This is a genomic window from Nocardia sp. NPDC050710 (genome assembly GCF_040654375.1).
GTDB lineage: Bacteria > Actinomycetota > Actinomycetes > Mycobacteriales > Mycobacteriaceae > Nocardia.
Genome location: NZ_JBFAHV010000001.1, coordinates 763,956 through 788,159 on the forward strand (window position 1 = coordinate 763,956; position 24,204 = coordinate 788,159).

Genomic DNA, 24,204 nt, shown 5'->3' on the forward strand with positions numbered 1-24,204 from the left:
CGTCATGAAGCGCACGGTTTTCAGCCAGACACTGAAGGAGCAGCGGCGCGGCCTGATCGGCTGGTCGATCGGCCTGGTCATCGTCCCGATGATGTACCTGCCGTCCTATCAGTCGCTCAAAGAGCAGGGCACGCTGGACAACATCAAGGACAACAAGCTCTACGACGCCATGGGCATGGGCGATTTCGCCAGCGCCACCGGGTATCTGCAGTCGATGGTGTTCTCGCTGATGGGCTCGCTGCTGCTGCTCGTCTTCGCGATCACCTTCGCGGCGCGCTCGGCGACCCAGGAGGACAACGGAACCCTGGATCTACTTCTGGCCCAGCCGATCAGCCGCACCGGCCTACTGCGGCAGCGGTTCGCCGCACTGGCCGTGCAGACCGGAATCGTCACCACCGTCTTCACTTTCGCCGTTATCGCGGGCGCCGATGCGGGCCGAATGGGGATCCCTACGGGCAATATCGTCGCGGGTTGCGTCGGGCTCGGCCTGCTCACCCTGGTGGTCGGCACCGTCACCCTGCTGATGGGCGCAATCACCGGAAAGCGGGCGCTGACATTGGGTCTCGCGTCGCTGGTGGCGTTGAGCGCCTACCTGGCCAACAACCTGGGTGGCATGTTCGACGGCGCCGACTGGCTGCGCAAGCTCTCACCCTTCTCCTACGCGATCGGTAACTCACCACTGGTGAACGGCTGGAGCGCGGTCGACCTGGCGGTTCTGGCCGCCCTGATCGCCGTCGGCCTGACGGCCGCGCTGATCGCCTTCGATCGCCGCGACCTCGCGGTGTAGCCACCGCGAACGGGGCGGGCCGACATGGCCCGCCCCGCTTTCCACAATTCACGACGCCTGAAGGGATACTCGAGCTATGAGCAGCACCGAACCCGAGCAGCCGACCTCGCCCACACCGGAACAACTCGCCTTCGTCGAGGAGTTCGCGCTCGTCCTCGAGCGCATGGGTCTGGTCCGGATGACCGGTCGGGCTGCGGGCTGGCTACTGGTCTGCAATCCGCCGGAGCAGACCTTCGGTCAGGTCGCCGACGCGGTGCAAGCCTCCAAGGGCTCGATCTCCACCGCGCTCAAGACCCTGGTCACCATGCGCTGGGTCGACAAGATCTCCAAGCCGGGCGACCGCAGGGACTACTACCAGATGCGCCCGGGCGTCATGCCGGAACTACAGAGCCAGCAGATGAGCCAGTACGACTCGCTGATCACGATGACCGCCCGCGGCCTGGCCCTGTTCGAGGATCCGGACAGCCAGGAGGCCGCGCGCATCCGCGATATGCACGAATTCTTCGTGTGGCTGGCCAAGGAACTTCCGGCGCTGATCGACCGGTGGTGGGCCGAGCACCCCCGGTCCTGATCAGGCCAGCATCTTCGCCTTCAGCGCGGTGATATCGGCGCCTTCGGCGAATGCCTGGTTCGCGCCCGGCGCGGTGATGAACGCGCGGTAGAGGTCGTCGCCGCCGGTGAGGGTGGTGGCCAAGGTCTGCGGAGGGGCCTGGCCGATGACGTCGTCCCAGTTCTGGACGGCGCCCGCGGGCACCCGATCCGGGGCGATGGTGCGCTCGTAGACAGTGCGCAGGTCGTCGACGACGCGAATCCCGTGGCCGCTCAGCGTCGCCAGGTCGGCCGGGGTGGCGTTATTGAGCTGGCCGGTGCGGTACACCAGCCCGGTGCGAACCCACCGGCCGTCGGTGGTGCGGTATCCGCCCGCGTCCCGGGCGTTCTGCACACCCTGTAGGGATAGCGAACGGTCGAAGGTGGTCTCGGCGGCGGCCGCCGGATCGGCGACCGCGGTAGCGATCACCGGGCCGAAGGCAATGGCGAGGCCGGTGGCGGCGGCGACCGAGGCGCGGAGGGCACGGGTCACGATGATGAGCTCCGTTCGTTGGTCCGCCGGGTGTCGGCGGACAACCGGACACCGGCGGAAACCCAGCGGATTCGGCTATGCGGGCGCGGCTTCGAACCGCGACAGCGCCAGCAGACGCGAGATGGCGCGCAGGTACTTCTTGCGGTACCCGCCGTCCAGCATCTCTTGCGAGAAGATCTGATCGAGCTTGGCCCCCGACACGGTGACCGGGACGCTGGCATCGTAGAGCCGGTCGGCCAGCACCACGATGCGCAGTGCGACGGCCTGATCGGTGACCGGGTGCACGCCGGAAATGTAGACCGCCGAGACGCCCGAGATCAGCGCGCCGTACTTGGACGGATGCAGTGTGCTCAGGTGCCTCAGCAGCGCGTCGAATTCGTCGATCGTGGAACCCGGTGTGGCGGCGGCCCGATCGGCCAGCGACTCCGGCGAGGTCGGCTCCGGCGCGGGCGGCAGATCGCGATGCCGGTAGTCCGGGCCATCGACCCGCACCGCCTCGAAGATGGCGCCCAGCTTCTTGATTTCGCGCATGAAGTCCTGCGCGGCGAAACGGCCCTCGCCCAGTTGACCGGGCAGGGTGTTGGAGGTGGCAGCGATGGAGACGCCGCGCGCGGACAATTCGGTCAGCAGCCGTGAGACCAGCATGGTGTCGCCCGGATCGTCCAGCTCGAATTCGTCGATGCAGAGCACGCTGTTGCCGGAGAGGCGTTCGACCGCGTTGTTGAAGCCCAGCGCGCCGACCAGGTTGGTGAGCTCACCGAAGGTGCCGAAGGACTTCGGCGCGGGCGCGCTGTGGAAGATGGAGGCGAGTAGGTGGGTTTTGCCGACGCCGAAGCCACCGTCCAGGTACAGCCCCGCACCGCTGACCGGCTTCTTCTTGCCGAACAGGGTCTTCTTGTTCCCGGCGTGGTGGATCTTGGTGACCTGCCCCGCGAAATCCTCCGCCTTGCGCACCGCGGCAGCCTGGCTCGGCTCCTTGGGGTCGGGGATGTAGGAGGCGAAACTGACCTCGTCGAACATGGGCGGCGGCACCATCTGAGCGACGAGTTGATCGGCCGGAACCTCAGGGTGGCGATCGACGAGGCGTTCTTGCATGGGCGAAGCCTAATAACGTGGTGTGATGTTGCTTCATGCAGCGTATCCACAATGCGATCCAGCTCACAGAGCTGAACCCCGACGGCCTGGCAGAGCTCTACGCCTACCCATCATCGCTCGACGCGCCCTGGGTCCGTGCGAATTTCGTCTCCAGCATCGACGGCGCCGCGACCAGCGGCGACCTGTCGGCCGGCCTGGGCACGCCGGCCGATAGGACCGTATTCATGATGCTGCGCGACCTCGCCGATGTGATCCTGATCGGCGCGGGAACGGTGCGATCCGAGAATTACGGCGGCGCGCGCACCGACCCGGCGCGCCGGCGCGCCCTGTACCACCGGGGCCTCGGCGGGCATCCGGACGGCGCGCCGCCCCCGATCGCGGTGGTCACCGCGAGCGGGGCCATCGAGCCGAGCTGCCGTCTGTTCAGTGACACCACCGTCGCGCCGCTCATCATCACCACCACGACCGCACCCGCCGATCGCAAGCGCCAACTCGCCGAGGCCGGCGCGGAGGTGATCGAGGCGGGCGGTGTCGCCGTGACACCCCGGTCGCTGCTGGCCGCCCTCGCCGAGCGGGGACTGCGCCGGGTGCTGTGCGAGGGCGGTCCGCACCTGTTCGGCGAACTGCTGGAGGCGGATGCGGTCGACGAGCTCTGCCTGACCACGGCACCACTGCTGGTCGGCGGCACGGCACGGCGAATCGCGCTGTCCGCGCACGAGTTCCAACGCGCCATGGTGCGCAGGCATGTCCTGCTCGACCAGGACGGCACGATCCTCACCCGGTGGGCCCGTCGATGAAACCGCGCCGGAAACCTGGCAGGCTGTAACGCATGCGCTGGACTCGAGCCGCCGTACTGGCCTCGGCACTCTCGATCATGATCGCCGGCTGCGGTGCGGGACCCTCCGACCGCCCCGGCGTGGCCGTCGAGCGTCCGACGGTCGGGGGCGGCGGGCCCGCCACCTCCGCGACCGCGCCGCCGCCCAAGGCCGAGCTGCCCAAGACCGACCTGAGCTGGCGCGAATGCACCGCGCCCACGTTGGCCCTGCTCGGCCTCGGACCCGCCCCGGCCGGACTGGTGCTCGACTGCGCCGAGTTTTCGACTCCTATCGATGCCTCGGGCAGCGTGCTGGGCAGTTTCCGCGCCGGTGCGATGCGGGCCCGGCTGGCACAGACGCCGACCGACGTGGCGCCGCTGGTATTCACCTCCGGATCGGACCGGTCCTCCACCGCTACTCTGGCCGGCCTCGCCGTCGGGGTCAGCGCACTGCTGGCCGACCGCCCGGTGGTGGCGGTGGACCGGCGCGGCCTGGGCACCTCGCAACCGATCGACTGCCTGCCGCAGGATATCCGCCGCGGTCTCGCCGACAACGCCCAATTCGGTCCGGGAGCACCGGATCCTGTCGAGGCGGTGACCGGGTTCAGCCAGGACGGCACCATCGCCTGCCGGGACTTCCTCCAGCCCTACGAGGGCACCTTCGACGCGCCGCACGCCGCCGACGATATCGAGCAGCTGCGCAAGCAGTGGCAGGTCGACCACATCGACCTGCTGGGCAGCGGTAACGGTGCGAAGGTGGCGCTCAGCTACGCGCGCAAGTTCGGCGACCACCTGGCCCGGCTCGTGCTCGACTCCCCCGAGGCCGTCGGCACCGACGCCATTACCAAGGAGGACCATCGGCTGCAGGGCGCCGAGGCGGCGCTGACCGCCTTCGCCCAGCGTTGCATCGGGCTCGGCTGCTCGCTCGGATCGAATCCGCGTGCCGCCGTCACCGACCTGGTGAACCGGGCGAGCAACGGCGAACTCGGCGATATCTCCGCGAACTCATTGCTCACCGCCATCACCGGCTTCCTCGGCGGCCCGCGCGCCGACCAGCCCAACCGGGTCGCCGAACTCGCGGACGCGCTGTCGGCTGCCGGGCGCGGCGATCGCGGCGCACTCGGCAACCTGATCCTGCGCGAATCGGCCGCGACCGCGAGCGACGGGCAGTTCGTCAACCGCTGTAGCGACACCCAGCAGCCGCCGACCCCGACCAAGGCGAAGGAGCTGAGCACCACCTGGGGCCAGAAATACCCGGTATTCGGCAAGGCCGCCGCGATCGCACTACTGGACTGCGCCGCCTGGCCGGTGGCGTCGGCCCCGCCGCTGCCGGAGAAGCTGCACCTTCCGGTGCTGGTGCTCGGCGGTATCGCCGATCCCGTGGTCGGCAACGGCGGGCTCGCATCGGTCACCGGCGCCCTCGGCACCTCGGGTGCCCGGCACGCCACGATGAACTGGCAGGGCTGGGGACATCCGGTCGTCACGCACTCCGGCTGCGCCCAGCGCGCGCTGCTCGAATATCTGAAGGATGCGAAGCTGCCCGCCGATGGCACCGCGTGTCCGGCCTGATCTCGACTTGACCACTCGGGCACGCCCGGACAGGTCCCGGCAACCTATTGTCGGCTGATCCGGTGTACCGTGCCCCAGTGTTACTTCGACAGCTCGAGCCGCGCACCGCTCGTACCACCGCCGAGGTGATCAAGTTCGCATTATGGCCCCTTGCGGTCATGACCGTGCTGAACCGGGTCTTCATCAAGGCTGTCAACGGATTCATCACCGATGACTTCAAACCGGTGTACAACGCGTCCCTGGCCTTCCTCAACGGCCGACCCGTGTACACGGCGAACTTCGACTCTGTCGATCCGCATTACCTGTACCCGCCGGGGGGCACCCTGATGATCGCGCCGCTGGCGCTGATCGACCCCGAAAAGTCCCGATGGTGCTTCATTCTGCTCAATGCGGCAGCCATCCTGCTCGCCTGGTACCTGCTGCTGCGGCTGTTCAAGTACACCGTGAAATCGGTGGCCGCGCCCGCATTGCTGCTGGCCATGTTCATGTCCGAAACCGTCATCAACACACTGGTTTTCACCAATGTGAACGGCTGCATCCTGCTGGCCGAACTGCTGTTCATGCACCTGCTGTTGCAGCGACGCGATCTGTGGGCGGGCGCGATACTCGGCCTGAGCATCACCGTGAAGCCCACACTGGCGCCGCTGGTCTTGATCGCGGCGGCCCGCGGGCAGTGGAAGGTGTTCATCACCGCGATCGGTGTACCGGTCGTGACGACGGTGATCGCCTGGCCGCTGATGAAGGATGCGGATCAGTTCTTCACCCGGACCCTCCCCTACATCCTGGAAACCCGGGACTACTTCAACAGCGCGATCTCGGGCAATGCCGCCTACTACGGCCTGCCGGACTGGCTGACCTGGGGCATGCGCCTGACCATGGCGGCGCTGGTAGCCATCTCGCTGTGGCTGCTGTACCGCTACTACCGCCAGGACGAGCTGTTCTTCGTGACGACCTCGTCGGGTGTGCTGCTGACCGCGATGTTCCTGCTCTCCGGCCTCGGCCAGATGTACTACTCGATGATGCTGTTCCCGCTGCTGATGTCGGTCGTGCTGCGCAATTCGGTTATGCGCAATTGGCCCGCCTGGCTCGCGGTCTTCGGCTTCATGTCCTACGACAAATGGCTGTCGGACCGCTGGCAGAACGTCGGGCGCAACCTGGAGTACCTGCGCATCACCTTCGGCTGGACGCTGCTGCTCATCGTGATCTTCTGCGTACTCGGCGAGCGGTACCTGGCCGCGCGCCGCGACGGCCGCCTGTCCTCGGGCACTATCGACCCCGTCTGGATGAAGGACGCGCCGGATTCGCGCGATCAGGACACCGTCGAGCCCGTATCCCCCACGAGCACCGTCGCGGAGCTGCCCGCCGTGGATTCGCCCAGGCCACATAACGGTTCGGTACCCGTCGAGGAGAAACGCATTAGCGTGGAGCAATGAGTTCCGACGCTGATACGTCACTACCCGCCCCGAAGATCCAGCTGACGCCTCAGGAGTGGAAGGCCAAGCTGAATCCCGAGGAGTACGCGGTACTGCGACAGGCCGCGACCGAACGCCCCTTCGTCGGCGAGTACACCGATACCAAGACCGAGGGCGTCTACTCGTGCCGGGCCTGCGGAGCAGAATTGTTCCGCAGCACCGAGAAGTTCGATTCGCCTTGCGGCTGGCCATCGTTCTTCGACCCGGCCGAGTCGGAGGCTGTGATCCTGCGTTCCGACGACACGCTCGGCATACACCGCGTCGAGGTGCTGTGCGCCAATTGCCACAGCCACCTCGGACACGTGTTCGAGGGCGAGGGGTACAACACGCCCACGGATAAGCGCTATTGCATCAACTCGATCGCGCTGCGACTGCACCCCTCGGACAGCGCAGCGGAGTAAGTAACCGGCTCCGCGCTCAGCGCAGCGTACGGGTTGCGGAGCGTACGGTGCATGCCCCTAATTGCCGGGGCATGCACACGTCCCGCGTCTGTGCCATCGGCGGATTCCGCAGGTCAGCGGGCGTATCGCCCGACTTTGGAGGTTAATGCCGGGCCGTAGCTGGCCCGGATCCGCCGACGAAGGCCGGGCCGCCGAGCCTCGGCGGCCCGGCCGGAGGCGCCGTCAGGGCAGTGCGGCGATGAGCTTGTCCACCTCGACCCGCGGGCCCGTGAAGAACGGGATCTCCTCGCGCACGTGCAAACGCGCCTCGGTGGCCCGCAGGTCGCGCATGAGGTCGACGATGCGGTGCAGTTCCGGCGCCTCGAAGGCGAGAATCCACTCGTAGTCGCCGAGCGCGAACGAGCTCACCGTGTTGGCGCGCACGTCCGGGTAGCCGCGGGCGGCCTTGCCGTGATCGGCGAGCATCTTGCGACGCTCCTCGTCCGGCAACAGATACCACTCGTAGGAGCGGACGAACGGGTAGACGCAAATGTAGTTGCCCGGGTCCTCACCGGCCAGGAAGGCCGGAATGTGGCTCTTGTTGAACTCGGCCGGGCGGTGCAGCGCCACATTGCTCCACACCGGGGTGCTGGCGCGGCCCAGTTCCGTGGTCCGGCGGAAATCCGCGTACGCGGCCTGCAGATCCTCGAGGCGCTCGGCGTGGGTCCAGATCATGAAATCGGCGTCGGCACGCATACCCGCCACGTCGTAGAGGCCGCGCACCACCACGTCGCGGTCGGCGAGCCCGTCGAAGAACGTCTGCGCGTCCGCGATCGCTTTGGCCCGATCCTCCCCCAACGCACCCGGCTTCACTTGGAACACCGAGAACATCAGGTAGCGGATGGTGGAGTTGAGAGCCTGATAGTCGAGTCGCGCCATGATTCCTATCGTGCCACTGCGGGCGGGTCGGGGGTCGGGGTGGGCTGTCCGCGACGTCTCGGGACCGGGGTTGTGGCTCACGACCGCGGACCTACACCGGGCAGGAGTCCAGCCGCCAGTCGGTCGGGGTGAACTGTTCGATATGGATCCGATGCTCCGGGATTCCGGCGTCACGCAATTGGTTTCGTACCGACTGCAGGAAACCCGTTGCACCGCAGACGTGGACGTCGGCGTCGGCGGGCAGCTCGAGCGCCGAGAGATCCAGCAGGCCGTGATGTGCGCCCTCGGTGCGCTCCTCATACCAGAGTTCCAGCGTCATGGCCTCGAGCCGGGTGCCGAGTTCGCGAAGTCGCGCCCGCAACGGGTGGGTCCGCGGGGAACGATCCGCGTGCACGACCAGCGTCCGACGGTGGGGGGCGTGCGCGGCGAGATATTCCAGGATTCCGATCATCGGTGTCGCGCCGATGCCCGCCGAGATCAACACCAGTGGTGTGATCGCATCGGTGTCGATGGTGAGATCGCCGAACGGCAGGGTGATCTCCAGTTCATCTCCCACGCCGACATTGTCGTGCAGCCAGGTCGATACCTCGCCCGCCGGGCAGCCGGTGGCGGCCGCTACCCGCTTGACCGCGAAGGCGAGGGTGCCGTCGCCGGGCGCGTTGACCAGGCTGTACTGGCGCAGCTGACGGGCACCGTCGGGCAATCGGACACCCACCGAAATATATTGCCCCGGTATGAATTCCGGCAACGCAACGGATGGATCGGCGGATTCGACGGTGACTACCGCGACCCCGGCCGGGTCGTCGATCCGGGACACCACGGTAGCGGCGCGGAATACATCGCCCGGTTCGACACCGGCCTGTACGTAGAGCTGCTTCTCCAGATCGATCAGCGCGTCCGCCATCAGCCAGTAGACGCGATCCCATGCGGCGGCCACCGCATCGGTGACCACATCGGCGCCGAGAACCGCCACAATGGCCGCGAACAGATTGTCGCGCACGACCCGGTACTGCTCGGCGGTAACCCCGAGGGAGGCATGCTTGTGACCGATACGCGACAGCATGGCGGCCGGATGCGGCAGCTCGGGATCGACGAGGTAGCCCGCGAATGTCGCGATGGCGGCGGCCAGGGCGCGCGGCTGGTCACCCTGGGCCTGATTGCCGCGGTTGAACAGGTCGCGGATCAACTCGGGATGGTTGCCGAACAAGGTTCGATAGAAGACCGTGGTGATCTCGTCGACATGGGCGCCGACCAGCGGCAATGTGGCGCGTACGAGTTCGGCGTGGTGTGGTTCCAGCTCCGGGGCGCTCCGGGCGACGCTATTCATGGACGTTCCTCTCTCTCCACGGAACCGCTCGCCGGGGTGGTGGCGAGCAAACGCAGCAATCCGGCCGTCGGCGCGGTGACCAATTCGGTGAGCGTGTAGCGGTCCAATTCCCGGTAGAACGCCGCTTTGGCGTCGGCCAGGATGCGCCGCAACCGGCACGTGCCCGCCAGCGGGCACGGATGCTCACCCGTGCAGACCACCACTTCGCGGTCGCCCTCGAGCTCGCGAATCAGCGCGCCGACCGACACCTCCCGGCCCGCCCGGGTGATGAACAACCCACCCGTGCGACCGCGCTGCGCCTCGACCAGACCGAGGTCGACCAGCCGGGAGACCGCCTTGGCCACGTGGTGTTCGGAGGCGTTCACCTGCCGGGCGATCAGCCGGGTGGTCACCCGGCCGTCGGCCTCGTCACTCACCGCCAACCGCATGATGGCCCGTAGGCCGATATCGGTGAACCGGGAGAGCTGCATGGACTCGACGCTACCGACGAGCAACCCCGCGCACAGTATCCCGCGATGGTGTGCTTAATTACGCCGTATCGTGCGGTTTTTCAGCCAGCGCGAAGGGGAATCCGGTGTCCGCGATGCGATCCGCGTCACACCCAGGCGGGACCCCCGCCTCGCGATCCGGCGCCACGAACCCGATCCGGGCTCGACGGCGCAGGGTGCCGACGACCTGGGCGGTGCGGTTCTCGGGGCAGGTCGGGAAGTCAGTGCAGCGAGGCGTAGCGCGCGGCGATGTGGTGAGCGGCCCGATCGCCGGAGGCCACGCACGCGGGGACGCCGACGCCATGCAGATAGGCGCCTGCGATGGCGAGGTTGTCGAGATCGGCTATGGCGGACTCGATTTCGGCAATGCGATCGGGATGACCGGGAGCGTATTGGGCGAGGCCGCCAGGCCAGCGCTGGACGACGGCCTCGAGCGGACCGATGGGGACGCCCGTGACTGTGGCGAGGTCTTCGGTGGCGGCGGCGATCAGTTCTTCGTCGGACCAGGACAGCGGCGCGGAATCGCCGAATTTGCCGAATGAGACTCGGACCAGCGCGGTTTCGCGGGCGGCGAGATGCGGCCACTTCCGACTGGAGAGAGTGAAGGCCTTGGCGCGCAAGCGTTCTCCGGTGGCCACCAGGATGCCGGAGTTCTCCGGGAGTGCGGTGTCGCGGGGCAGGGACAGTGCGACGACCACCGAGGAGGAGAGCTCGATGCCCGCGGCGGCCGAGGCCGCGGCCGGGGCGATGGGGCGCAGCAAACGGGCGGTGATGGGGGCGGGGGTGGCGAGGATCACCGCGTCGACCACACCGACCGGGTCGACCACCCAGCCGCGGGTCGCCCGCGCCAGGCGGGTGGCGGAGGTGGCGGTGAGCACGCGCGCACCGGAGCGCTCCGCGAGTGCGTGCAGCAGGACGCGGTAGCCGTCGCGGATGCCGCCGAAGACCGGGGCGTTGGTGGGCGGCGGCATGGCCGCGGCGACCGCGTGGGTGAGGCTGGGCGCGCCGTCGTCGAGCGCGGCGGCCAGGGTCGGCAGCGCGGCGCGCACGCCGATGGAGCGCGAACTGCCCGCGTAGACGCCGCCGAGCAGCGGGTCGACACTGCGCTCGGCGACCTGGGCGCCGAACCGGTCCGCGACCAGGCTGTAGACGTCGATATCGGCGTCGGGGTACCAGGCCAGCGGCCGGTGCGGCTCGGCGGCGATGCGCGCCAGGGTGTCGTGGTCGACCAGCCCCCGCATCGACTCCGCGGTGGACGGGATCCCCATCAGCGTGCGCTCGGGCAGCAGATGGGCGACCCCACCGGACCAGACCAGCGGCCGTCGCCCGGCCGGCACCACCAGTTGCTGTTCCAACCCGACTTCGCGCAGCAACTCCGGCACCTCGTGACGCCGCCCGACAAATGCCTCCGCCCCCAGATCCAATGGCTCCCCGGCCAATTCACCGGTGTGGAGAATCCCCCCGACCCGATCAGCCCGATCGATCACGACGATATCGGCGCCCGCGCCGAGCAGCGTCCGCAACCGATACGCCGCAACCAACCCGCTGATCCCACCGCCGACCACCGCGATCCTCATCCCCCGACGGTATCCCCCACCCACCCGGAACCCGCGACCCGGCCCACATCATCGTCGCCGAACTCACTGCGTGCGTGAATCAGCGGGCGACGGATCAGAGTTCGTGGATGAGCTGCACCAAGGCGGTCAGCACACCGGGATCGGTGTCGGGGAGCACGCCGTGGCCCAGGTTGAAGATGTGCCCGGCGGCGCCGAGGGTGATCGCCTCATCCGCTTCGCGGGCGATGCGACGGGTCTCGGCCTCGACGGCGTCTGCGCCGGCGAACAGAACGGCCGGATCGAGGTTGCCCTGCAACGCTTTTCCGGGACCGACCCGACGGACAGCCTCGGTGAGCGGCACCCGCCAGTCGACGCCGACCACATCCGCGCCCGCCTCGCCCATCGCACCGAGCAGTTCCCCGGTGCCGACGCCGAAGTGGATGCGCGGGACGCCCGCGTCGGCGATCTCGGCGAAGACCCGCTCGGAGTGCGGGAGCACGAAGGTGCGGTAGTCGGCCAGCGAGAGCGCTCCCGCCCAGGAATCGAACAACTGCACCGCGTCGACGCCCGCCGCGATCTGCGCCTGGAGGAAGGAGATAGTGATATCGGTGAGCGCGCCGAGCAGTGCGTGCCAGGTCTGCGGGTCGGCGTGCATCATCGCCTTGGTGCGCTCGTGCTGCTTACTCGGCCCGCCCTCGACCAGGTACGAGGCGAGGGTGAACGGCGCGCCCGCGAATCCGATCAGCGGGATGTCGCCGAGTGCGTCGGTGAGCAGCCGCACCCCGTCGGTGACGGCGCCCACTTCCTCCGGCCGCAGATGCGGCAGCGCACGCACGTCGGCGGCGGTGCGCACCGGCGCGGCCACCACCGGTCCGACGCCCGGCACGATATCCAGGTCGATACCCGCCGCCTTGAGCGGAACGACGATGTCGGAGAACAGGATCGCCGCGTCGACGCCGTGCCTGCGGATCGGCTGCATGGTGATCTCGCAGACCAGCTCCGGATCGAAGCACGACTCGAGCATCCCGATACCCGCGCGCAGTTTGCGGTACTCGGGCAGCGACCGACCGGCTTGCCGCATGAACCAGACCGGCCGCCTGCTGGGCTCGCCGCCGGTGGCGGCGGCCAGGAACGGGGCATCGGTCAACCGGCGGCGGGTGTGAGTGCTCATCACCGCTCATCGTAAGCGGGCCCGGCGAAGGACCCGGAGGCGGCGGCGTGCGGCGCGCCTCCGACTGAGCCGGGTGCACAAGGTCTACCGTCACTTTTGTGACACCGCTCGACTTCCGCGACGGCGCCGCACCGACCGAAGGACCCCAGGGCGAACCAGCGTCATTTCGCGCCGCGGTCGAGGCGATGGGCTCCGCAACCGTGCACCCCAGGATCGAGCTTGCGCCCATCCGGCCGCCGCAGCGCTTGGCCCCGTACTCCTACGCCATCGGCGCCGAAGTCAAACATCCCGAAACCGCCGTCGTGCCGATCGATTCCGAGGGCGATGCCTTCGGCAGGCTGATCCTCTTACACGACCCGGATGGCGACGACGCGTGGCACGGGGTATTCCGGCTGGTGGCCTATATCCAGGCCGATATCGATGCGGCGCTGGCCACCGACCCGCTGCTGCCGGAGGTGGCGTGGAGCTGGCTGGTGGACGCGCTGGAGTCGCGATCCGAGCCGTTCACCGCCCTCGGCGGCACCGTCACCTCGACGAGTTCGGTGCGCTACGGCGATATCGCCGGACCGCCGCGTGCGCATCAACTGGAGATGCGCGCCTCCTGGACCGCGATGACCACCGACATGCGTCCGCATGTCGAGGCGTTCTGCGAAGTGCTCGCCTACTCGGCCGGATTGCCACCGGCCGGTATCACCCATCTGCGACCTCAGTCCTACACCAGCAACGACCTCAGTTGACAGCAACGTAAAGTTCAGGGCTATGCCGGTAGCAGACAAGCCCGACAATGGGCACATCGTGGGAGACAGCACAGCAGAACCCCTGCTCGCCCCCGCCGATGGAGTGCCACCGGTTCTTGTCACCGCCGTCGAAGTCGCCAATGCGGCCGCCCGCATCGCCGCGGGCACCGGACCGCTCGCGGTGGACGCCGAGCGTGCCTCGGGTTTCCGTTATTCGGCGCGCGCGTATCTGATCCAGTTGCGCCGCGCGGGTGCGGGCACCTTCCTCATCGACCCGATTCCGGTGACGGACGCGCTGGACCCGCTCGCCGCGGCGATCAACGACCTGGAGTGGGTGCTGCACTCGGCGGATCAGGATCTACCGGGCCTGGCCGAACTCGGGTTGCGTCCCGCGCGACTGTTCGACACCGAACTGGGCGGCCGACTGGCCGGATTCGAACGAGTCGGGTTGGCGGCGATGGTCGAGCGTCTGCTGGGGCGGGCCTTGCGCAAGGGCCACGGCGCCGCCGACTGGTCGACGCGGCCGCTACCGGATGAGTGGCTCAACTATGCCGCGCTCGATGTCGAACTGCTGCTGGAACTCCGTGACGAGGTCGCCGCCGAACTGGATAGGCAGGGCAAAACCGATTGGGCGGCGCAGGAATTCGAACATATCCGGACAATCGAGCCGCCCGCGCCGAAGGCCGACCGATGGCGGCGCACCTCCGGGATCCACACGCTGCGCCGCACCCGTCAGCTCGCGGTGGTGCGGGAGCTGTGGAGCGCAAGGGATGCGCTGGCGCGCGCCCGCGATGTCGCCCCCGCCAGGATTCTGCCGGATGTGGCGATCGTGGCGGCGGCGACGGCCGACCCGCGCACCATCGCCCAGTTGCGCACGCTGCCGGTCTTCGGTGGGCCGCGCCAGCGCCGGTACTCCCGCGAATGGCTGAGCGCGGTGGACCGTGCCCGCACCCTGGCCGATAGCGAACTGCCACCGCTCACCCAGCCATTCGACGGGCCGCCACCGGTGAACCGCTGGGAGCGGCGCGATCCGTCCGCGGCCGCCCGGCTGGCCCGTGCCCGCGCCGCGATGGGCGAGCTCTCCACCGAGCGCGCCGTTCCGGTGGAGAACCTGCTGGCCCCCGACCTGGTGCGCAGACTCTGCTGGGATGGACTGCCCGACTACGACAAGGTCGGCGAGCCCGAAGAACTCGCCGCGGCGATCGACGGATTCCTGAAGTCCGGCGGGGCGCGGCCGTGGCAGCGCGAGCTGGCGGTGCCGGTGTTGACCGAGGCGCTGACACCCCGGGAGTAGGCGTCGCCCCACCGACCAGCGCGGTGGGCGCAAATCAGTGGCCGGTGCGACCTCGGAGGCACTATCGCACCGCAGCGCCGAAACCGCGCACACGGGCCGTTGCGCGGTTCAGGAATCGACGGCCGCGCTTTCGACCGTGCGCTTGAAGAGCAGCAACCCCTGTTCCATACTCGCGCCGAAGGCGTCCGCGAGTTCGGCGGGCAGCACATCGTGCGTCCACACGAAGCGGCTGTGACCGTCGTCGTGCGGGAAAACCCGCATGGTGGCGTTGTCGTGGATCGGGGTGACGCTGCCGCCGACGATGGAGAACACGAAGCGCTGTTTCGCGTCGTCGAGTGCGATGAGCCGCTCGTGCACCACGGTGCCGTCGGCGAAGGTGACGATTCGCAGGTCCGGTTCCGCGAGCCTGCTGTCGACGACGAAGCCCGGCGCCATCCGGATCGGACCCTGTCCGAAATCGCCGATGATCGCCCACACGTCCTCGACCGGGGCCTCGATGACGATCTCCTTCTCGACCGACGCCATGACATTCTCCTCGGTTCGTCGCGACACCTGTGTCGCAGATAACTGGTGTTCCTAGAACGCTAGTTAGTTAACTACCCATCGTCAATAGGTGGTTAATATGGTGGCATGTCGACCGGAATCCGGGCAGCCGAGGACACGCTGACGCGCATCGCGGAGTTCGTGAACACCCGCCGCGCCGACGGTGACGACATCGGAACCCCCGAACAGCTCACGATCTGGCTGCACGCCCACGCCCTGCTCCCACGCGACACCGCGGTCACCGACCGCGACCGCGACCGCGCCGAGTGGGTGCGCGAAGGGCTGCGCGCCCTACTCGCGGCGAACAATGCCGAACCGGTCGCCAGCCCCCGCCCCGACGGCCTCGATCCGGCCGCGCGCACGCGACTCGCGGCGCTCACCGCACAGCTGCCGCTGACCCTCGATGTCACCGTCACCCCGCCACGTCTGACACCCCGGCCGGACCATCCGGTGGACCGCGCCCTGGCCACCCTGCTGGCCGACGTCGCCACCGCCGTCGCAGCGGGTACCTGGCCGCGCCTCAAGACCTGCCGAGAACCCAGCTGCCGCTGGGCCTTCTACGACCACTCCCGCAACCACGGTCGCACCTGGTGCTCGATGAATGTCTGCGGCAATCGCGTGAAAGTACGTGCGGCACAACGACGCAGCACCGGCCGCTAGACCCGGTTACCCCGGCATCGCGGAAGAATTCACGGCAGCGCTGCCGCGGCGGTCTACCGGCCGAACAGTCGTTCCGCAACGGCGGCCTGGAAGTGCGGGCACACGGTGAAATCCTCGTGGTCGCAGGCCAATGCGTGATCGATCATCTCCAGCGAGGATTGCGTGCGGGCGATTCGCAGCCGGAGTTCCCGGCGGCGCTTACGCAGGACGGCCGCGCGCTCGACCGGATCGGCGGTGGTGAGCATCGCGTGGATATCCTCGAGCAGGAAACCGGCTTCCTTGGCGCGCAGGATCACCGCGACGCGGAAGATGTCGTCCGCACCGAAGCGCCGGCGGCCCGCGGAGTCGCGGGCCGGGTGCAACAGACCCGCGGACTCCCAGTGGCGCAATACGTGGGTAGCGAGCCCGAACCACTCGGCGACCGCGCCGATACTCGCCGGCGCGACCGGACCGCTTGACTTCATGTCGTCATTAAGTCGCAGCATGACACATATGTCCACCCCTGAAATCGAAACCGCCACCGCGACATTGATCCGGCGACTCGACGCGGCCGACCGGCTGCCCGGCGCCGCCGAGCTCCGCGACCACTCCTACGACCTGCTGCGGCTGCGCCCCGGTGACCCGGTCGCCGATATCGGCTGCGGCGCCGGACGCGCGGTCGCCGAACTCGCGGCCCGCGAAACCCGTCCTCTCGGCGTCGATCCCAGCACGCGGATGCTGGACGTCGCGCGAACCCGATGGCCCGCATTGGATTTCCGCCTCGGCACCGCCGAATCGCTACCGCTGCCCGCCGCGTCTATCACCGGCTACCGCGCCGATAAGGTCTTCCACGAAATCGCCGACCCCGCAGCCGCACTCGCCGAAGCCCGCCGCGTGCTGAAGCCGGGCGGTCGCCTCGTCCTGCTCGGTCAGGACTGGGACGCGATCATCATCGACTCCGACGATCCCGAAACCACCCGTGCCATTGTCCACGGCCGCGCCGACGCCGTCACCAATCCGCGCGCGGCCCGTGCCTACCGAACCCTGCTGCTCGACAACGGATTCGACGACATCACCGTCGAGGTCCGCACCCCGGTGCTGACCGACGCGGACACACTGCCGATGCTCACCGGCCTCACCGCGACGGCATCGCACCTCGACGTCGAAACCGTCGATCGATGGATCGCCGAACAGACCACCCGGGCTCACTCCGGCCGCTTGTGCGTGGTCGTCCCGCTGTTCATCGCCGCGGCGTCCGCCCGGTGAGCCACCCGGGCTCAGGCGGAGGCCACGTCCCGATCATCCGCCACCACGACCCGGACCGAGCGGGCATCCAGCCAGCCCGTGACCCTGCGGGCGATATCGGGTGCGGTGAGGCCGAGTTCCTCGTGCACCTCGCCGCGGGTGGCATGGTCCAGGAACTGCTGCGGCACACCGAGATCCCGCGTCGGCACGTCCAGGCCGGCGGCGCGCAGACGGGCCGAGACGGTGGAACCGATCCCGCCCTGCAGACCGCTGTCCTCCAGGGTGACCACGAGACGGTAGTTCTCGGCGAGCTTGACGATGGTGTCGGAGACCGGCAGCACCCAGCGCGGATCGATGACAGTGACCGAAATACCCTCGGGCTCCAGCAGTTGCGCGACCCGCAGGGCGGTTTCGGCGAACGGGCCGACCGCGACGAGCAGCACATCGCCACGCTGGGTCTGGGCGGAGGGGCCGTCGGGCGTCGCCAGGCGCAGCACGTCCACGCCGTCGAGTCGTTCCACCGCGGTGATATCCGCGCCGACACTGCCCTTCGGGAAGCGGATGGCGGTGGGACCGTCGTTGACGGCCAGCGCCTCGGCCAACTCCTCGCGCAGGGTGGCGGCGTCGCGCGGGGCCGCGACCCGGATGCCGGGAACGATGCCGAGCAACGACAGATCCCACATGCCGTTGTGGCTCGCGCCGTCCGGGCCGGTGATGCCCGCGCGATCGAGTACCACGGTGACCGGCTGCTTCAGCAGCGCGACGTCCATCAGCAGCTGATCGAAGGCGCGGTTGAGGAAGGTCGAATAGATGGCGACCACCGGGTGCATACCGCCCAGCGCCAGTCCGGCCGCCGAGGCCATGGCGTGCTGTTCGGCGATGCCGACATCGAACATCCGGTCCGGGAAGCGTTCGCCGAACGGCGCGAGTCCGGTCGGACCGGGCATGGCGGCGGTGATCGCGACAATGTCGTCGCGGCGTTCGGCGTGCGCGATCAGTTCCTCGGAGAAGACCGAGGTCCAGCCGGGCGCCTTCTTATCCGCGAGCGGACGACCGGTCAGCGGGTCGATCGGATCGCAGGCGTGCATCTGATCGGCCACGTGGTTCTCGGCATGCTCGTAGCCGCGCCCCTTCTGGGTGACCGCGTGCACGACGACCGGACCGCCGAAATCCTTGGCCCGGCGCAGCGCGGCCTCCATGGCGACGATGTCGTGGCCGTCGACCGGGCCGACGTATTTGAGCCCGAGATCGCTGAACAGCTCCTGCGGGCTCACCGCGTCCTTTATCCCGGCCTTCACCGCGTGCACCATCGAGTACGCGGATTCGCCGACGCGCGGAATGCTCTTGAGGATCCGTTTGCCCGCGTCGAGCGCGTGCTCGTAGGCGGGCTGGGTGCGCAGCGCGGTCAGCCGATCCGCGAGGCCGCCGATGGTGGGCGCGTAGGAGCGGCCGTTGTCATTGACCACGACGACCACCGAACGATCCGGCGCGCCCGCGATGTTGTTGAGCGCCTCCCAGCACATGCCGCCGGTGAGCGCGCCGTCGCCGACCACCGCGACGACGGTGCGGTCCTGCCCGCTCAGCGCGAACGCCTTGGCCAGGCCGTCGGCGTAGGACAGGGCAGCCGAGGCGTGCGAGGACTCCACCCAGTCGTGCGCGCTCTCGGCGCGGCTCGGGTAGCCGGACAATCCGCCCTGCTTACGCAGCGAATCGAACTGATCCTTGCGCCCGGTGAGGATCTTGTGCACGTAGGCCTGATGCCCGGTGTCGAAGATCAGCGGATCGGTCGGCGATTCGAAGATCCGGTGCAGAGCGATGGTCAGCTCGACCACGCCGAGGTTGGGGCCGAGGTGCCCGCCGGAGGCCGCGACCTTCCGCACCAGGAACTCACGGATCTCGTCTGCCAGCTCACGCAGCTGCGGCACGGTCAGCCCACGCACGTCTTCGGGCGTATCGACCCGGGAAAGCACTCCCACCTGAACTCGCTCCCTCCGGATAGTGCATCTGATCCGATCAGTCTACGGAGCCGTGACAGCGCCCCTGCTCGACCTCAGCCTGTCACCAGCCGACTCCGCCGCGAAATGTGAGCCTCCACACGAAATGCCGACCGCAACGGCCGCCCGGACACACGCGTCCGAGCGACCGCCGCACATACGTTACCCGTCCTACAGTGGTCGTGTGGCCCAGCCCGAACAAGAGGTTCCGCGCGCGGTCGACCCGGGCGTGGTGGAGCGCATCGTCACCGACGTTTTCGACCTGTGCCGAACCGACCGATCCGGCGAGTTGGCCGACTACATCCCCGAATTGGCTGCGGTGCAACCGGATTCGTTCGCGCTGTGTCTGGCCACCGCCGACGGCCGGGTGTACGGCGTCGGTGACGTCGAGACCGTTTTCACCATCCAGTCCATTTCCAAGCCCTTCACCTACGCGCTCGCGCTGGCGGACCGGGGCCCGGATCGGGTCGCCGAACATATCGATGTGGAGCCGTCCGGCGACGCGTTCAACGAGATCAGCCTGGATCCGGTGACCGAACGTCCGCGCAACCCGATGATCAACGCGGGCGCGATCACCGCCGCCTCGCTGATCACCGGCCACGACCCGGCCGAGAAATTCGAGCGCATCCGGCGCTGCTACTCCCGCTTCGCGGGTCGCCAGCTGACCATGAACGATGCGGTGTACGCCTCGGAGGCGCGCACCGGGTTCCGCAACCGCGCCATCGGCTACATGCTGCGCTCGTTCGGCATTATCGAGTCCGATCCCGACGATGCCGTCGACCGTTACTTCCGCCAGTGCTCGATCAACGTCACCTGCCACGACCTCGCGGTGATGGCGGCGACACTGGCCAATAACGGACTCAACCCGTTCACCAGGGAACGAGCGCTCACCGCCGCGCTCACCGAACGCGTGCTCAGCGTGATGACCACCTGCGGCATGTACAACGCGGCCGGCGACTGGGTGACCACCGTCGGACTACCCGCCAAGAGCGGGGTCGGCGGCGGCATCTTGGCGGTGCTGCCCGGCCAGATCGGTATCGCGGTCTACTCGCCGCGGCTGGACATCCACGGCAACAGCGTGCGCGGGGTGGCCGCCTGCCGCGAGTTGTCGCGGCGGCTGGAACTGCACTTCCTGCACGTCACCCGGGCGGCGCGGACCGCGATCCGGGCCGACTACACGGTGGCCGAAGTGCCCTCGCGGCTGCGGCGCGGCACCGACGAGATGGACCTGCTCGCCGAGCACGGGCATCGCGCCCGCGTCTACGAGCTCGACGGCGATCTGCTGTTCGCGGGCGCCGAACGCGCGGTCCAGGTCATCGAGGAGCAGTCGGGTGAACTGGACGCGCTGGTGATCGACCTGCGCAGGGTCGGCGAGGTGAGCCGGATCGCGGTCGACATGCTCGACCAGCTCCAGCGTGAGTTGACCGCCAACGGATGCCGGGTGGCGCTGGTCGACCCCGATGCCCGCCTCGGCCACCTGGTCTCCGGCCTCGACCCCGCCGACCCGCGCGGTCGCGTCTTCATCGACCGCGACAGCGCGGCCGAATGGTGTGAGGAGATTCTGCTCGACCGCCACCGCTCGGCCGAGGAACCGGCCTGCACGTCGATCTCGATCGACGAGCATCCGGCTCTTGCCGCGCTGACTCCGCAGGACCGGGCGCTGCTTGCCGAGGATTTCGAGGTGCACACCATTGCCCGCGGCGAGACGATCGCCCAGCGCGGCAGCGCGCGTTCGGGGCTGTACCTGATCCTGGAGGGCCGGGTGCGGATCATCTTCGAAGGCGCCGACAAACGGACACACCGGCTGGTGTCGCTGTCGGCCGGGATGTCTTTCGGGGAAATCCCGATGCTGGTCGGCATCCCGTTCGTCACCGAGGCCCACGCCGAGACCGCGGTGCGGGTGGCGGTGCTGAGCCCCGCGCAATTCGACGAACTCACCGGCGAGGCGCCTCATCTGAAACTGGCGCTGCTGGAAAGACTCGCGGCGGGGGCCTACGCGCAGATGGATGCGGCGGTGCGCGCGATCGCGGTGCGCGGTGGGGATTACTGACGCCCATGGCGTGCTGCCCGTGCCGAAGAAACAACGTCCACCGCGCCGACCGAACCGGGAGAACTCAGTGAGTAAGAAATCCGAATCCATTACCGGCACGGTGACCACCTTCGGACAGGGCAGCGTGCGCGCCACCCCGGATCTGATGCGGGTCACCATCTCCATCGAGAGCCGGGCGAGCAATGTCGCCCTGGCCTACGGGCAGGCCGGGGAACGCGTCGCCGCGGTCACCGCGACACTGCGCGCCGACGGCATCGCGAGCGCCGACATCGCGACCAGCGGACTGTCGGTGCGCACGGAAACCGTGTGGACCGAAGGCCAGGGCACTCGGATCACCGGCTACTTCGCCACCACCGACCTGATCGTGATACTGCGCGATATCGGCGAGACCGCCGACCCCGGCCCCGCCACCATCATCGCCAACTGTGTGGACGCGGGCGGCGACGATGTCCGGCTCGGCGGCCTCGCCCTCACCTTCGCCGATCAGGAGGGACTGCTCGCGCAGGCCCGCGATGCCGCCTGGGACAACGCACTGGCCAAGGCCGAGCAGTACGCGGCTCGCGCCGCCCGCATCCTCGGTTCGGTGCTCGAGATCACCGAGAACACGGCCTCGGCAACGCCTTTCGCACCACGCATGAGGGCCGTGTCGTCCCCCATGACCGATGCCTACGCCGCCGCACCGGTCCCCGTCGAACTCGGCGAAGGCGAAATCTCGGCCAGTATCCGCGCCACCTGGCAGCTGGACTGATCACTGTGACGGAAAGACTTCCCCCGCACGGTCCGGCCCGGGCACGCAGTCCTCGCCGGGGTGTCGGTCGGCGAGGAATTCGAGCCGGTTGCCGACAGCGTCGGTGGTGTGGAGGCGGCGGCGGCCGGGGATCTCGGCGGGATCGGCCCAGATGAACGGGTGACCCACGGCGGCGAGCGCGGCGGCAGTGGCGTCGATATCGACGATGAAAGCCGGATGTGCCTTGGTCGCGGGGCGGAAGTCGGCCTCCACGCCGACGTGTAGTTCACCGTCGGGACCGCCGCGGCCGGGCACCAAGAACCAGCAGCCGCCGCGCGCCGCCAGTAGCGGCGGTTTCGGAAGCTCCGGCCAGCCGAGCACGCCGGAGTAGAAGTCACGCTGCCGGTCCTCGGCACCTGCGGGGCAACTCACTTGCACATGGTGGATCACCCGGTCCAGATTGCCATCCCGGAGATGCAGGGCGGCATCTCACACGTGACCGAGGCCGTGGACCAGCACCGACACCGTATCGGCACCGGCGTGGCGATCTTTCGAGATCTCCTGATACTCCGGGGATTGCGCCCATGCCGTCACCGCGGCTTCGTCGGGGAACGACATCAGTACCACCTTCTCGCGGTCAGTCTGCCCCTCGAGAAGCCGGGGTGCTTCGTCGGCGGCCAGGAGGGTGCCGGAGTAGCGGGTGAAGACCTCCATGAAGCGCGCCTGATAGCGGTCGTAGGCGGCGCGGTCGGTGAACTTCAGCTGGGCGATCACATACACGGTCATGCCGGGAACTCTACGAGCGAGGGGCACCGCGGGTTTCGGTGCACGGCTTTACGCTTCCCAGGGAACCGAATCGGCGGTGGGCGCGTCCGAGTAGATAAGGAAGCCCGCCGCGGGCAGAGCGGCGAGACCCATCCCAGTCGATCCGAGGATGTCGAATGATCGCCCGACGCAACGACTTCGCTCTGTTCTTCACCGTATCCTTCATATCCGCCTGGGTTCTCGCGTGCGGACCGTGGCTGGACGGCAAGGGCCTGTCCAGCCTGTGGTTACGTCCCGGCGCCGCCATGATGATGTTCACCCCGGCACTCGGAGTGCTCGCGGTGTGGAACTACCGCCGTCGCACCTGGCGGGAACTGGCCGTCGAGACCGGGGCGATGCTCGGCCCGCGCCCCCACTGCACGCTGTGGCTGACCGCGGCCGCGTGGCTCGGCACACCTCTGTTCCTGTGGATCGCCTTCGGCCTCAGCGCCGTATTCGGCCTGTACCGTTTCTCTTTCGACTTCGTGAGCTCCGACGTCGCGGCCGTCGTCGTGGTGGAGGCATTGACCCTCAGTACCATCGGCACGCTGCCGTTCGCGTTGGGCGAGGAGGTGGGCTGGCGCGGCTGGCTGCTACCGCACCTCGCCGGTCGGCTCGGCCCCGGCGCGGCGGTCGCGGCCAGTGGTGTCATCTGGGGACTCTGGCACGCACCGCTCACGCTGCTCGGCTACAACTATCCGAACCTGGGCGCCTGGGCCGCCCCGGCCTTCCTCGGATTCTGCCTGCCGTTCGGCGCGATCCTGGGCTGGCTGCGCTTACACACCGGCAGCATCTGGCCGTGCGTGGTGGCGCATGCCGCGTTCAACGCGAGCACCGGTGTCTTCAGCTCATTCGAATCGCTCGACCGGCGCGCGAACCCGCTGCTCGCGGGATTCGGGCTGGTCGGCTGGGCGGTACTCGTACTCCTCGCCGTCGCCCTCTACATGCGCCATCCGATCCGCGCCCGGCCTCCGGTACCGCAGGCCGTACCGCTCGGCCGACCGCAGCCCTCACTGCGCTGATCACCGGACGATATTCGCCCGGCATCATTGCTGCCCGAGGCGCTCGTGCAACCGATCGAACCGGTTCCCCAGGAGTGTGTAGATGTCCAACCATCCACTGCTGGCGGCGATCTCGCACAACGGCCCGGTCGGCGCGAAGAGGAACCGGAGGTCGGACAACCGGCTCATATCCCCGATCCGAATCCGCGCGGCATGATCGGTCAGGTCATCCACCAATTCCCCGCCATCCGCATACCGAGATTGCCAGGTCATATCCTGGCGGCCCGCCTGCGCGATCGCCAGAACTCGATCGAGTATGCCGAGTATCTCCGCCACGTCCGACTGCATGATCACGAACCTAATGCGCATGGCAAGACCGGACAGTCGATCGGCGGTCTCACCGTAGCCGGGACCCGGGGGCGTCGAGACCACGACCGGATTGTGAATTCGTGCGGGCGGGTATGGGGCCGTGCCTATAGTGAGGAACTGCC

Annotated in this window: 26 protein-coding genes; 13 read left to right on the forward strand and 13 right to left on the reverse strand. The window is 68.4% G+C overall.

Translation table 11 applies throughout. The features are described from left to right. The first annotated feature begins 4 nt into the window (after window positions 1-4). Both AB0H61_RS03535 and AB0H61_RS03540 read left to right on the forward strand, forming a co-directional pair. Window positions 5-787, forward strand: a complete 783-nt coding sequence (locus tag AB0H61_RS03535; RefSeq protein WP_357298701.1) for an ABC transporter permease subunit — start codon at window positions 5-7, stop codon at window positions 785-787. A 76-nt stretch (window positions 788-863) separates the two neighbouring features. Further along, window positions 864-1,358 (forward strand): hypothetical protein, encoded by a 495-nt coding sequence (locus tag AB0H61_RS03540; protein ID WP_357298704.1) that lies wholly within the window; start codon window positions 864-866, stop codon window positions 1,356-1,358. Here the strand turns inward: AB0H61_RS03540 and AB0H61_RS03545 are convergent, their stop codons facing one another. Both AB0H61_RS03545 and zapE read right to left on the reverse strand, forming a co-directional pair. Further along, window positions 1,359-1,868: a tyrosine-protein phosphatase gene (locus tag AB0H61_RS03545; RefSeq protein ID WP_357298706.1), complete on the reverse strand. Its 510-nt coding sequence runs from the start codon at window positions 1,866-1,868 to the stop codon at window positions 1,359-1,361. 75 nt (window positions 1,869-1,943) lie between these two features. Further along, entirely contained in the window at window positions 1,944-2,963 is a 1,020-nt protein-coding gene (gene zapE, locus AB0H61_RS03550; RefSeq protein ID WP_357298708.1) for a cell division protein ZapE, read from the reverse strand. A gap of 35 nt (window positions 2,964-2,998) precedes the next feature. On the opposite strand from zapE, the gene AB0H61_RS03555 reads away from it, so the two are divergent. The 4 genes from AB0H61_RS03555 to msrB all read left to right on the forward strand — a co-directional run bounded on the left by AB0H61_RS03555 (window position 2,999) and on the right by msrB (window position 7,219). Further along, window positions 2,999-3,760 carry a pyrimidine reductase family protein gene (locus tag AB0H61_RS03555; RefSeq protein ID WP_357298711.1) on the forward strand — a complete coding sequence of 254 codons (762 nt, stop codon included), beginning with the start codon at window positions 2,999-3,001 and terminating at the stop codon, window positions 3,758-3,760. Between the two features lie 32 nt (window positions 3,761-3,792). After that, window positions 3,793-5,346 carry an alpha/beta hydrolase gene (locus AB0H61_RS03560; protein ID WP_357298713.1) on the forward strand — a complete coding sequence of 518 codons (1,554 nt, stop codon included), beginning with the start codon at window positions 3,793-3,795 and terminating at the stop codon, window positions 5,344-5,346. A 77-nt stretch (window positions 5,347-5,423) separates the two neighbouring features. Next, window positions 5,424-6,779: a glycosyltransferase family 87 protein gene (locus tag AB0H61_RS03565; protein WP_357298715.1), complete on the forward strand. Its 1,356-nt coding sequence runs from the start codon at window positions 5,424-5,426 to the stop codon at window positions 6,777-6,779. After that, the gene (gene msrB, locus AB0H61_RS03570; protein ID WP_357298717.1) at window positions 6,776-7,219 is read left to right on the forward strand and encodes a peptide-methionine (R)-S-oxide reductase MsrB; all 444 of its coding nucleotides are present in this window, start codon (window positions 6,776-6,778) and stop codon (window positions 7,217-7,219) included. The genes AB0H61_RS03565 and msrB overlap by 4 nt, the downstream gene beginning before the upstream one ends. A 222-nt stretch (window positions 7,220-7,441) precedes the next feature. Here the strand turns inward: msrB and hemQ are convergent, their stop codons facing one another. The 5 genes from hemQ to hemE form a co-directional block, all read right to left on the reverse strand. After that, the gene (hemQ, locus tag AB0H61_RS03575) at window positions 7,442-8,137 is read right to left on the reverse strand and encodes a hydrogen peroxide-dependent heme synthase (RefSeq protein WP_357298720.1); all 696 of its coding nucleotides are present in this window, start codon (window positions 8,135-8,137) and stop codon (window positions 7,442-7,444) included. A 91-nt stretch (window positions 8,138-8,228) separates the two neighbouring features. Further along, a complete protein-coding gene (locus AB0H61_RS03580; protein WP_357298722.1) occupies window positions 8,229-9,464 on the reverse strand; it encodes a globin domain-containing protein in 1,236 nt (411 codons plus the stop codon). Further along, a complete protein-coding gene (locus tag AB0H61_RS03585; protein ID WP_357298723.1) occupies window positions 9,461-9,934 on the reverse strand; it encodes an Rrf2 family transcriptional regulator in 474 nt (157 codons plus the stop codon). Before AB0H61_RS03585 ends, AB0H61_RS03580 begins: the two co-directional genes overlap by 4 nt. Window positions 9,935-10,173: 239 nt before the next feature. Continuing rightward, on the reverse strand, window positions 10,174-11,529 hold the full coding sequence (locus tag AB0H61_RS03590) for a protoporphyrinogen oxidase (RefSeq protein WP_357298725.1): 1,356 nt from the start codon (window positions 11,527-11,529) through the stop codon (window positions 10,174-10,176). A gap of 94 nt (window positions 11,530-11,623) precedes the next feature. Beyond that, window positions 11,624-12,679, reverse strand: coding sequence for a uroporphyrinogen decarboxylase (hemE, locus tag AB0H61_RS03595; protein ID WP_357298728.1), 1,056 nt, complete (start codon window positions 12,677-12,679; stop codon window positions 11,624-11,626). A 185-nt stretch (window positions 12,680-12,864) separates the two neighbouring features. Between hemE and AB0H61_RS03600 the strand changes: the two genes are divergently transcribed. Together AB0H61_RS03600 and AB0H61_RS03605 are read left to right on the forward strand one after the other, a co-directional pair. Beyond that, on the forward strand, window positions 12,865-13,416 hold the full coding sequence (locus AB0H61_RS03600) for a DUF3000 domain-containing protein (RefSeq protein WP_357299836.1): 552 nt from the start codon (window positions 12,865-12,867) through the stop codon (window positions 13,414-13,416). Window positions 13,417-13,438: 22 nt separating this feature from the next. After that, window positions 13,439-14,710 carry a ribonuclease D gene (locus AB0H61_RS03605; protein WP_357298730.1) on the forward strand — a complete coding sequence of 424 codons (1,272 nt, stop codon included), beginning with the start codon at window positions 13,439-13,441 and terminating at the stop codon, window positions 14,708-14,710. Between the two features lie 108 nt (window positions 14,711-14,818). Here AB0H61_RS03605 and AB0H61_RS03610 read toward each other — a convergent pair whose 3' ends face one another. After that, a complete protein-coding gene (locus AB0H61_RS03610) occupies window positions 14,819-15,235 on the reverse strand; it encodes an SRPBCC family protein (RefSeq protein ID WP_357298732.1) in 417 nt (138 codons plus the stop codon). A 105-nt stretch (window positions 15,236-15,340) separates the two neighbouring features. Between AB0H61_RS03610 and AB0H61_RS03615 the strand changes: the two genes are divergently transcribed. Then, window positions 15,341-15,913 carry a CGNR zinc finger domain-containing protein gene (locus AB0H61_RS03615; RefSeq protein WP_357298734.1) on the forward strand — a complete coding sequence of 191 codons (573 nt, stop codon included), beginning with the start codon at window positions 15,341-15,343 and terminating at the stop codon, window positions 15,911-15,913. A gap of 53 nt (window positions 15,914-15,966) precedes the next feature. Here the strand turns inward: AB0H61_RS03615 and AB0H61_RS03620 are convergent, their stop codons facing one another. Continuing rightward, the gene (locus AB0H61_RS03620; protein WP_357298736.1) at window positions 15,967-16,377 is read right to left on the reverse strand and encodes a MerR family transcriptional regulator; all 411 of its coding nucleotides are present in this window, start codon (window positions 16,375-16,377) and stop codon (window positions 15,967-15,969) included. A gap of 28 nt (window positions 16,378-16,405) precedes the next feature. Between AB0H61_RS03620 and AB0H61_RS03625 the strand changes: the two genes are divergently transcribed. Continuing rightward, window positions 16,406-17,158: a methyltransferase domain-containing protein gene (locus AB0H61_RS03625; protein ID WP_357298738.1), complete on the forward strand. Its 753-nt coding sequence runs from the start codon at window positions 16,406-16,408 to the stop codon at window positions 17,156-17,158. An 11-nt stretch (window positions 17,159-17,169) separates the two neighbouring features. Here AB0H61_RS03625 and dxs read toward each other — a convergent pair whose 3' ends face one another. Further along, complete coding sequence (gene dxs / locus AB0H61_RS03630; RefSeq protein ID WP_357298741.1) at window positions 17,170-19,113, reverse strand: 1-deoxy-D-xylulose-5-phosphate synthase; 1,944 nt, start codon at window positions 19,111-19,113, stop codon at window positions 17,170-17,172. 202 nt (window positions 19,114-19,315) lie between these two features. Here dxs and glsA point away from each other — a divergent pair, with 202 nt between their 5' ends. Together glsA and AB0H61_RS03640 are read left to right on the forward strand one after the other, a co-directional pair. Then, entirely contained in the window at window positions 19,316-21,181 is a 1,866-nt protein-coding gene (glsA, locus tag AB0H61_RS03635; RefSeq protein ID WP_357298744.1) for a glutaminase A, read from the forward strand. Window positions 21,182-21,248: 67 nt separating this feature from the next. After that, window positions 21,249-21,929 carry an SIMPL domain-containing protein gene (locus AB0H61_RS03640; RefSeq protein WP_357298745.1) on the forward strand — a complete coding sequence of 227 codons (681 nt, stop codon included), beginning with the start codon at window positions 21,249-21,251 and terminating at the stop codon, window positions 21,927-21,929. On the opposite strand, the gene AB0H61_RS03645 is transcribed toward AB0H61_RS03640, so the two are convergent. Both AB0H61_RS03645 and AB0H61_RS03650 read right to left on the reverse strand, forming a co-directional pair. Beyond that, window positions 21,930-22,340 (reverse strand): glyoxalase, encoded by a 411-nt coding sequence (locus AB0H61_RS03645; RefSeq protein ID WP_357298748.1) that lies wholly within the window; start codon window positions 22,338-22,340, stop codon window positions 21,930-21,932. Between the two features lie 57 nt (window positions 22,341-22,397). Then, entirely contained in the window at window positions 22,398-22,694 is a 297-nt protein-coding gene (locus tag AB0H61_RS03650; RefSeq protein WP_357298750.1) for a DUF1330 domain-containing protein, read from the reverse strand. Window positions 22,695-22,849: 155 nt separating this feature from the next. Here AB0H61_RS03650 and AB0H61_RS03655 point away from each other — a divergent pair, with 155 nt between their 5' ends. After that, a complete protein-coding gene (locus AB0H61_RS03655; RefSeq protein ID WP_357298752.1) occupies window positions 22,850-23,734 on the forward strand; it encodes a CPBP family intramembrane glutamic endopeptidase in 885 nt (294 codons plus the stop codon). A 24-nt stretch (window positions 23,735-23,758) separates the two neighbouring features. Here AB0H61_RS03655 and AB0H61_RS03660 read toward each other — a convergent pair whose 3' ends face one another. Further along, complete coding sequence (locus AB0H61_RS03660; RefSeq protein ID WP_357298754.1) at window positions 23,759-24,145, reverse strand: hypothetical protein; 387 nt, start codon at window positions 24,143-24,145, stop codon at window positions 23,759-23,761. Between the last annotated feature and the right edge of the window lie 59 nt (window positions 24,146-24,204).

What these genes read in the sequence shown, in the direction of transcription:
- hemQ (WP_357298720.1), bottom strand. Translation starts at nt 8,137, where the DNA reads ATGGCGCGACTCGACTATCAGGCTCTCAACTCCACCATCCGCTACCTG.
- AB0H61_RS03590 (WP_357298725.1), bottom strand. Translation starts at nt 11,529, where the DNA reads ATGAGGATCGCGGTGGTCGGCGGTGGGATCAGCGGGTTGGTTGCGGCG.
- AB0H61_RS03610 (WP_357298732.1), bottom strand. Translation starts at nt 15,235, where the DNA reads ATGGCGTCGGTCGAGAAGGAGATCGTCATCGAGGCCCCGGTCGAGGAC.
- AB0H61_RS03555 (WP_357298711.1), top strand. Translation starts at nt 2,999, where the DNA reads ATGCAGCGTATCCACAATGCGATCCAGCTCACAGAGCTGAACCCCGAC.
- AB0H61_RS03650 (WP_357298750.1), bottom strand. Translation starts at nt 22,694, where the DNA reads ATGACCGTGTATGTGATCGCCCAGCTGAAGTTCACCGACCGCGCCGCC.
- msrB (WP_357298717.1), top strand. Translation starts at nt 6,776, where the DNA reads ATGAGTTCCGACGCTGATACGTCACTACCCGCCCCGAAGATCCAGCTG.
- AB0H61_RS03625 (WP_357298738.1), top strand. Translation starts at nt 16,406, where the DNA reads ATGTCCACCCCTGAAATCGAAACCGCCACCGCGACATTGATCCGGCGA.
- AB0H61_RS03580 (WP_357298722.1), bottom strand. Translation starts at nt 9,464, where the DNA reads ATGAATAGCGTCGCCCGGAGCGCCCCGGAGCTGGAACCACACCACGCC.
- AB0H61_RS03535 (WP_357298701.1), top strand. Translation starts at nt 5, where the DNA reads ATGAAGCGCACGGTTTTCAGCCAGACACTGAAGGAGCAGCGGCGCGGC.
- AB0H61_RS03605 (WP_357298730.1), top strand. Translation starts at nt 13,439, where the DNA reads ATGCCGGTAGCAGACAAGCCCGACAATGGGCACATCGTGGGAGACAGC.
- AB0H61_RS03615 (WP_357298734.1), top strand. Translation starts at nt 15,341, where the DNA reads ATGTCGACCGGAATCCGGGCAGCCGAGGACACGCTGACGCGCATCGCG.
- AB0H61_RS03585 (WP_357298723.1), bottom strand. Translation starts at nt 9,934, where the DNA reads ATGCAGCTCTCCCGGTTCACCGATATCGGCCTACGGGCCATCATGCGG.
- AB0H61_RS03620 (WP_357298736.1), bottom strand. Translation starts at nt 16,377, where the DNA reads ATGAAGTCAAGCGGTCCGGTCGCGCCGGCGAGTATCGGCGCGGTCGCC.
- AB0H61_RS03540 (WP_357298704.1), top strand. Translation starts at nt 864, where the DNA reads ATGAGCAGCACCGAACCCGAGCAGCCGACCTCGCCCACACCGGAACAA.
- AB0H61_RS03655 (WP_357298752.1), top strand. Translation starts at nt 22,850, where the DNA reads ATGATCGCCCGACGCAACGACTTCGCTCTGTTCTTCACCGTATCCTTC.
- zapE (WP_357298708.1), bottom strand. Translation starts at nt 2,963, where the DNA reads ATGCAAGAACGCCTCGTCGATCGCCACCCTGAGGTTCCGGCCGATCAA.
- AB0H61_RS03560 (WP_357298713.1), top strand. Translation starts at nt 3,793, where the DNA reads ATGCGCTGGACTCGAGCCGCCGTACTGGCCTCGGCACTCTCGATCATG.
- hemE (WP_357298728.1), bottom strand. Translation starts at nt 12,679, where the DNA reads ATGAGCACTCACACCCGCCGCCGGTTGACCGATGCCCCGTTCCTGGCC.
- AB0H61_RS03600 (WP_357299836.1), top strand. Translation starts at nt 12,865, where the DNA reads ATGGGCTCCGCAACCGTGCACCCCAGGATCGAGCTTGCGCCCATCCGG.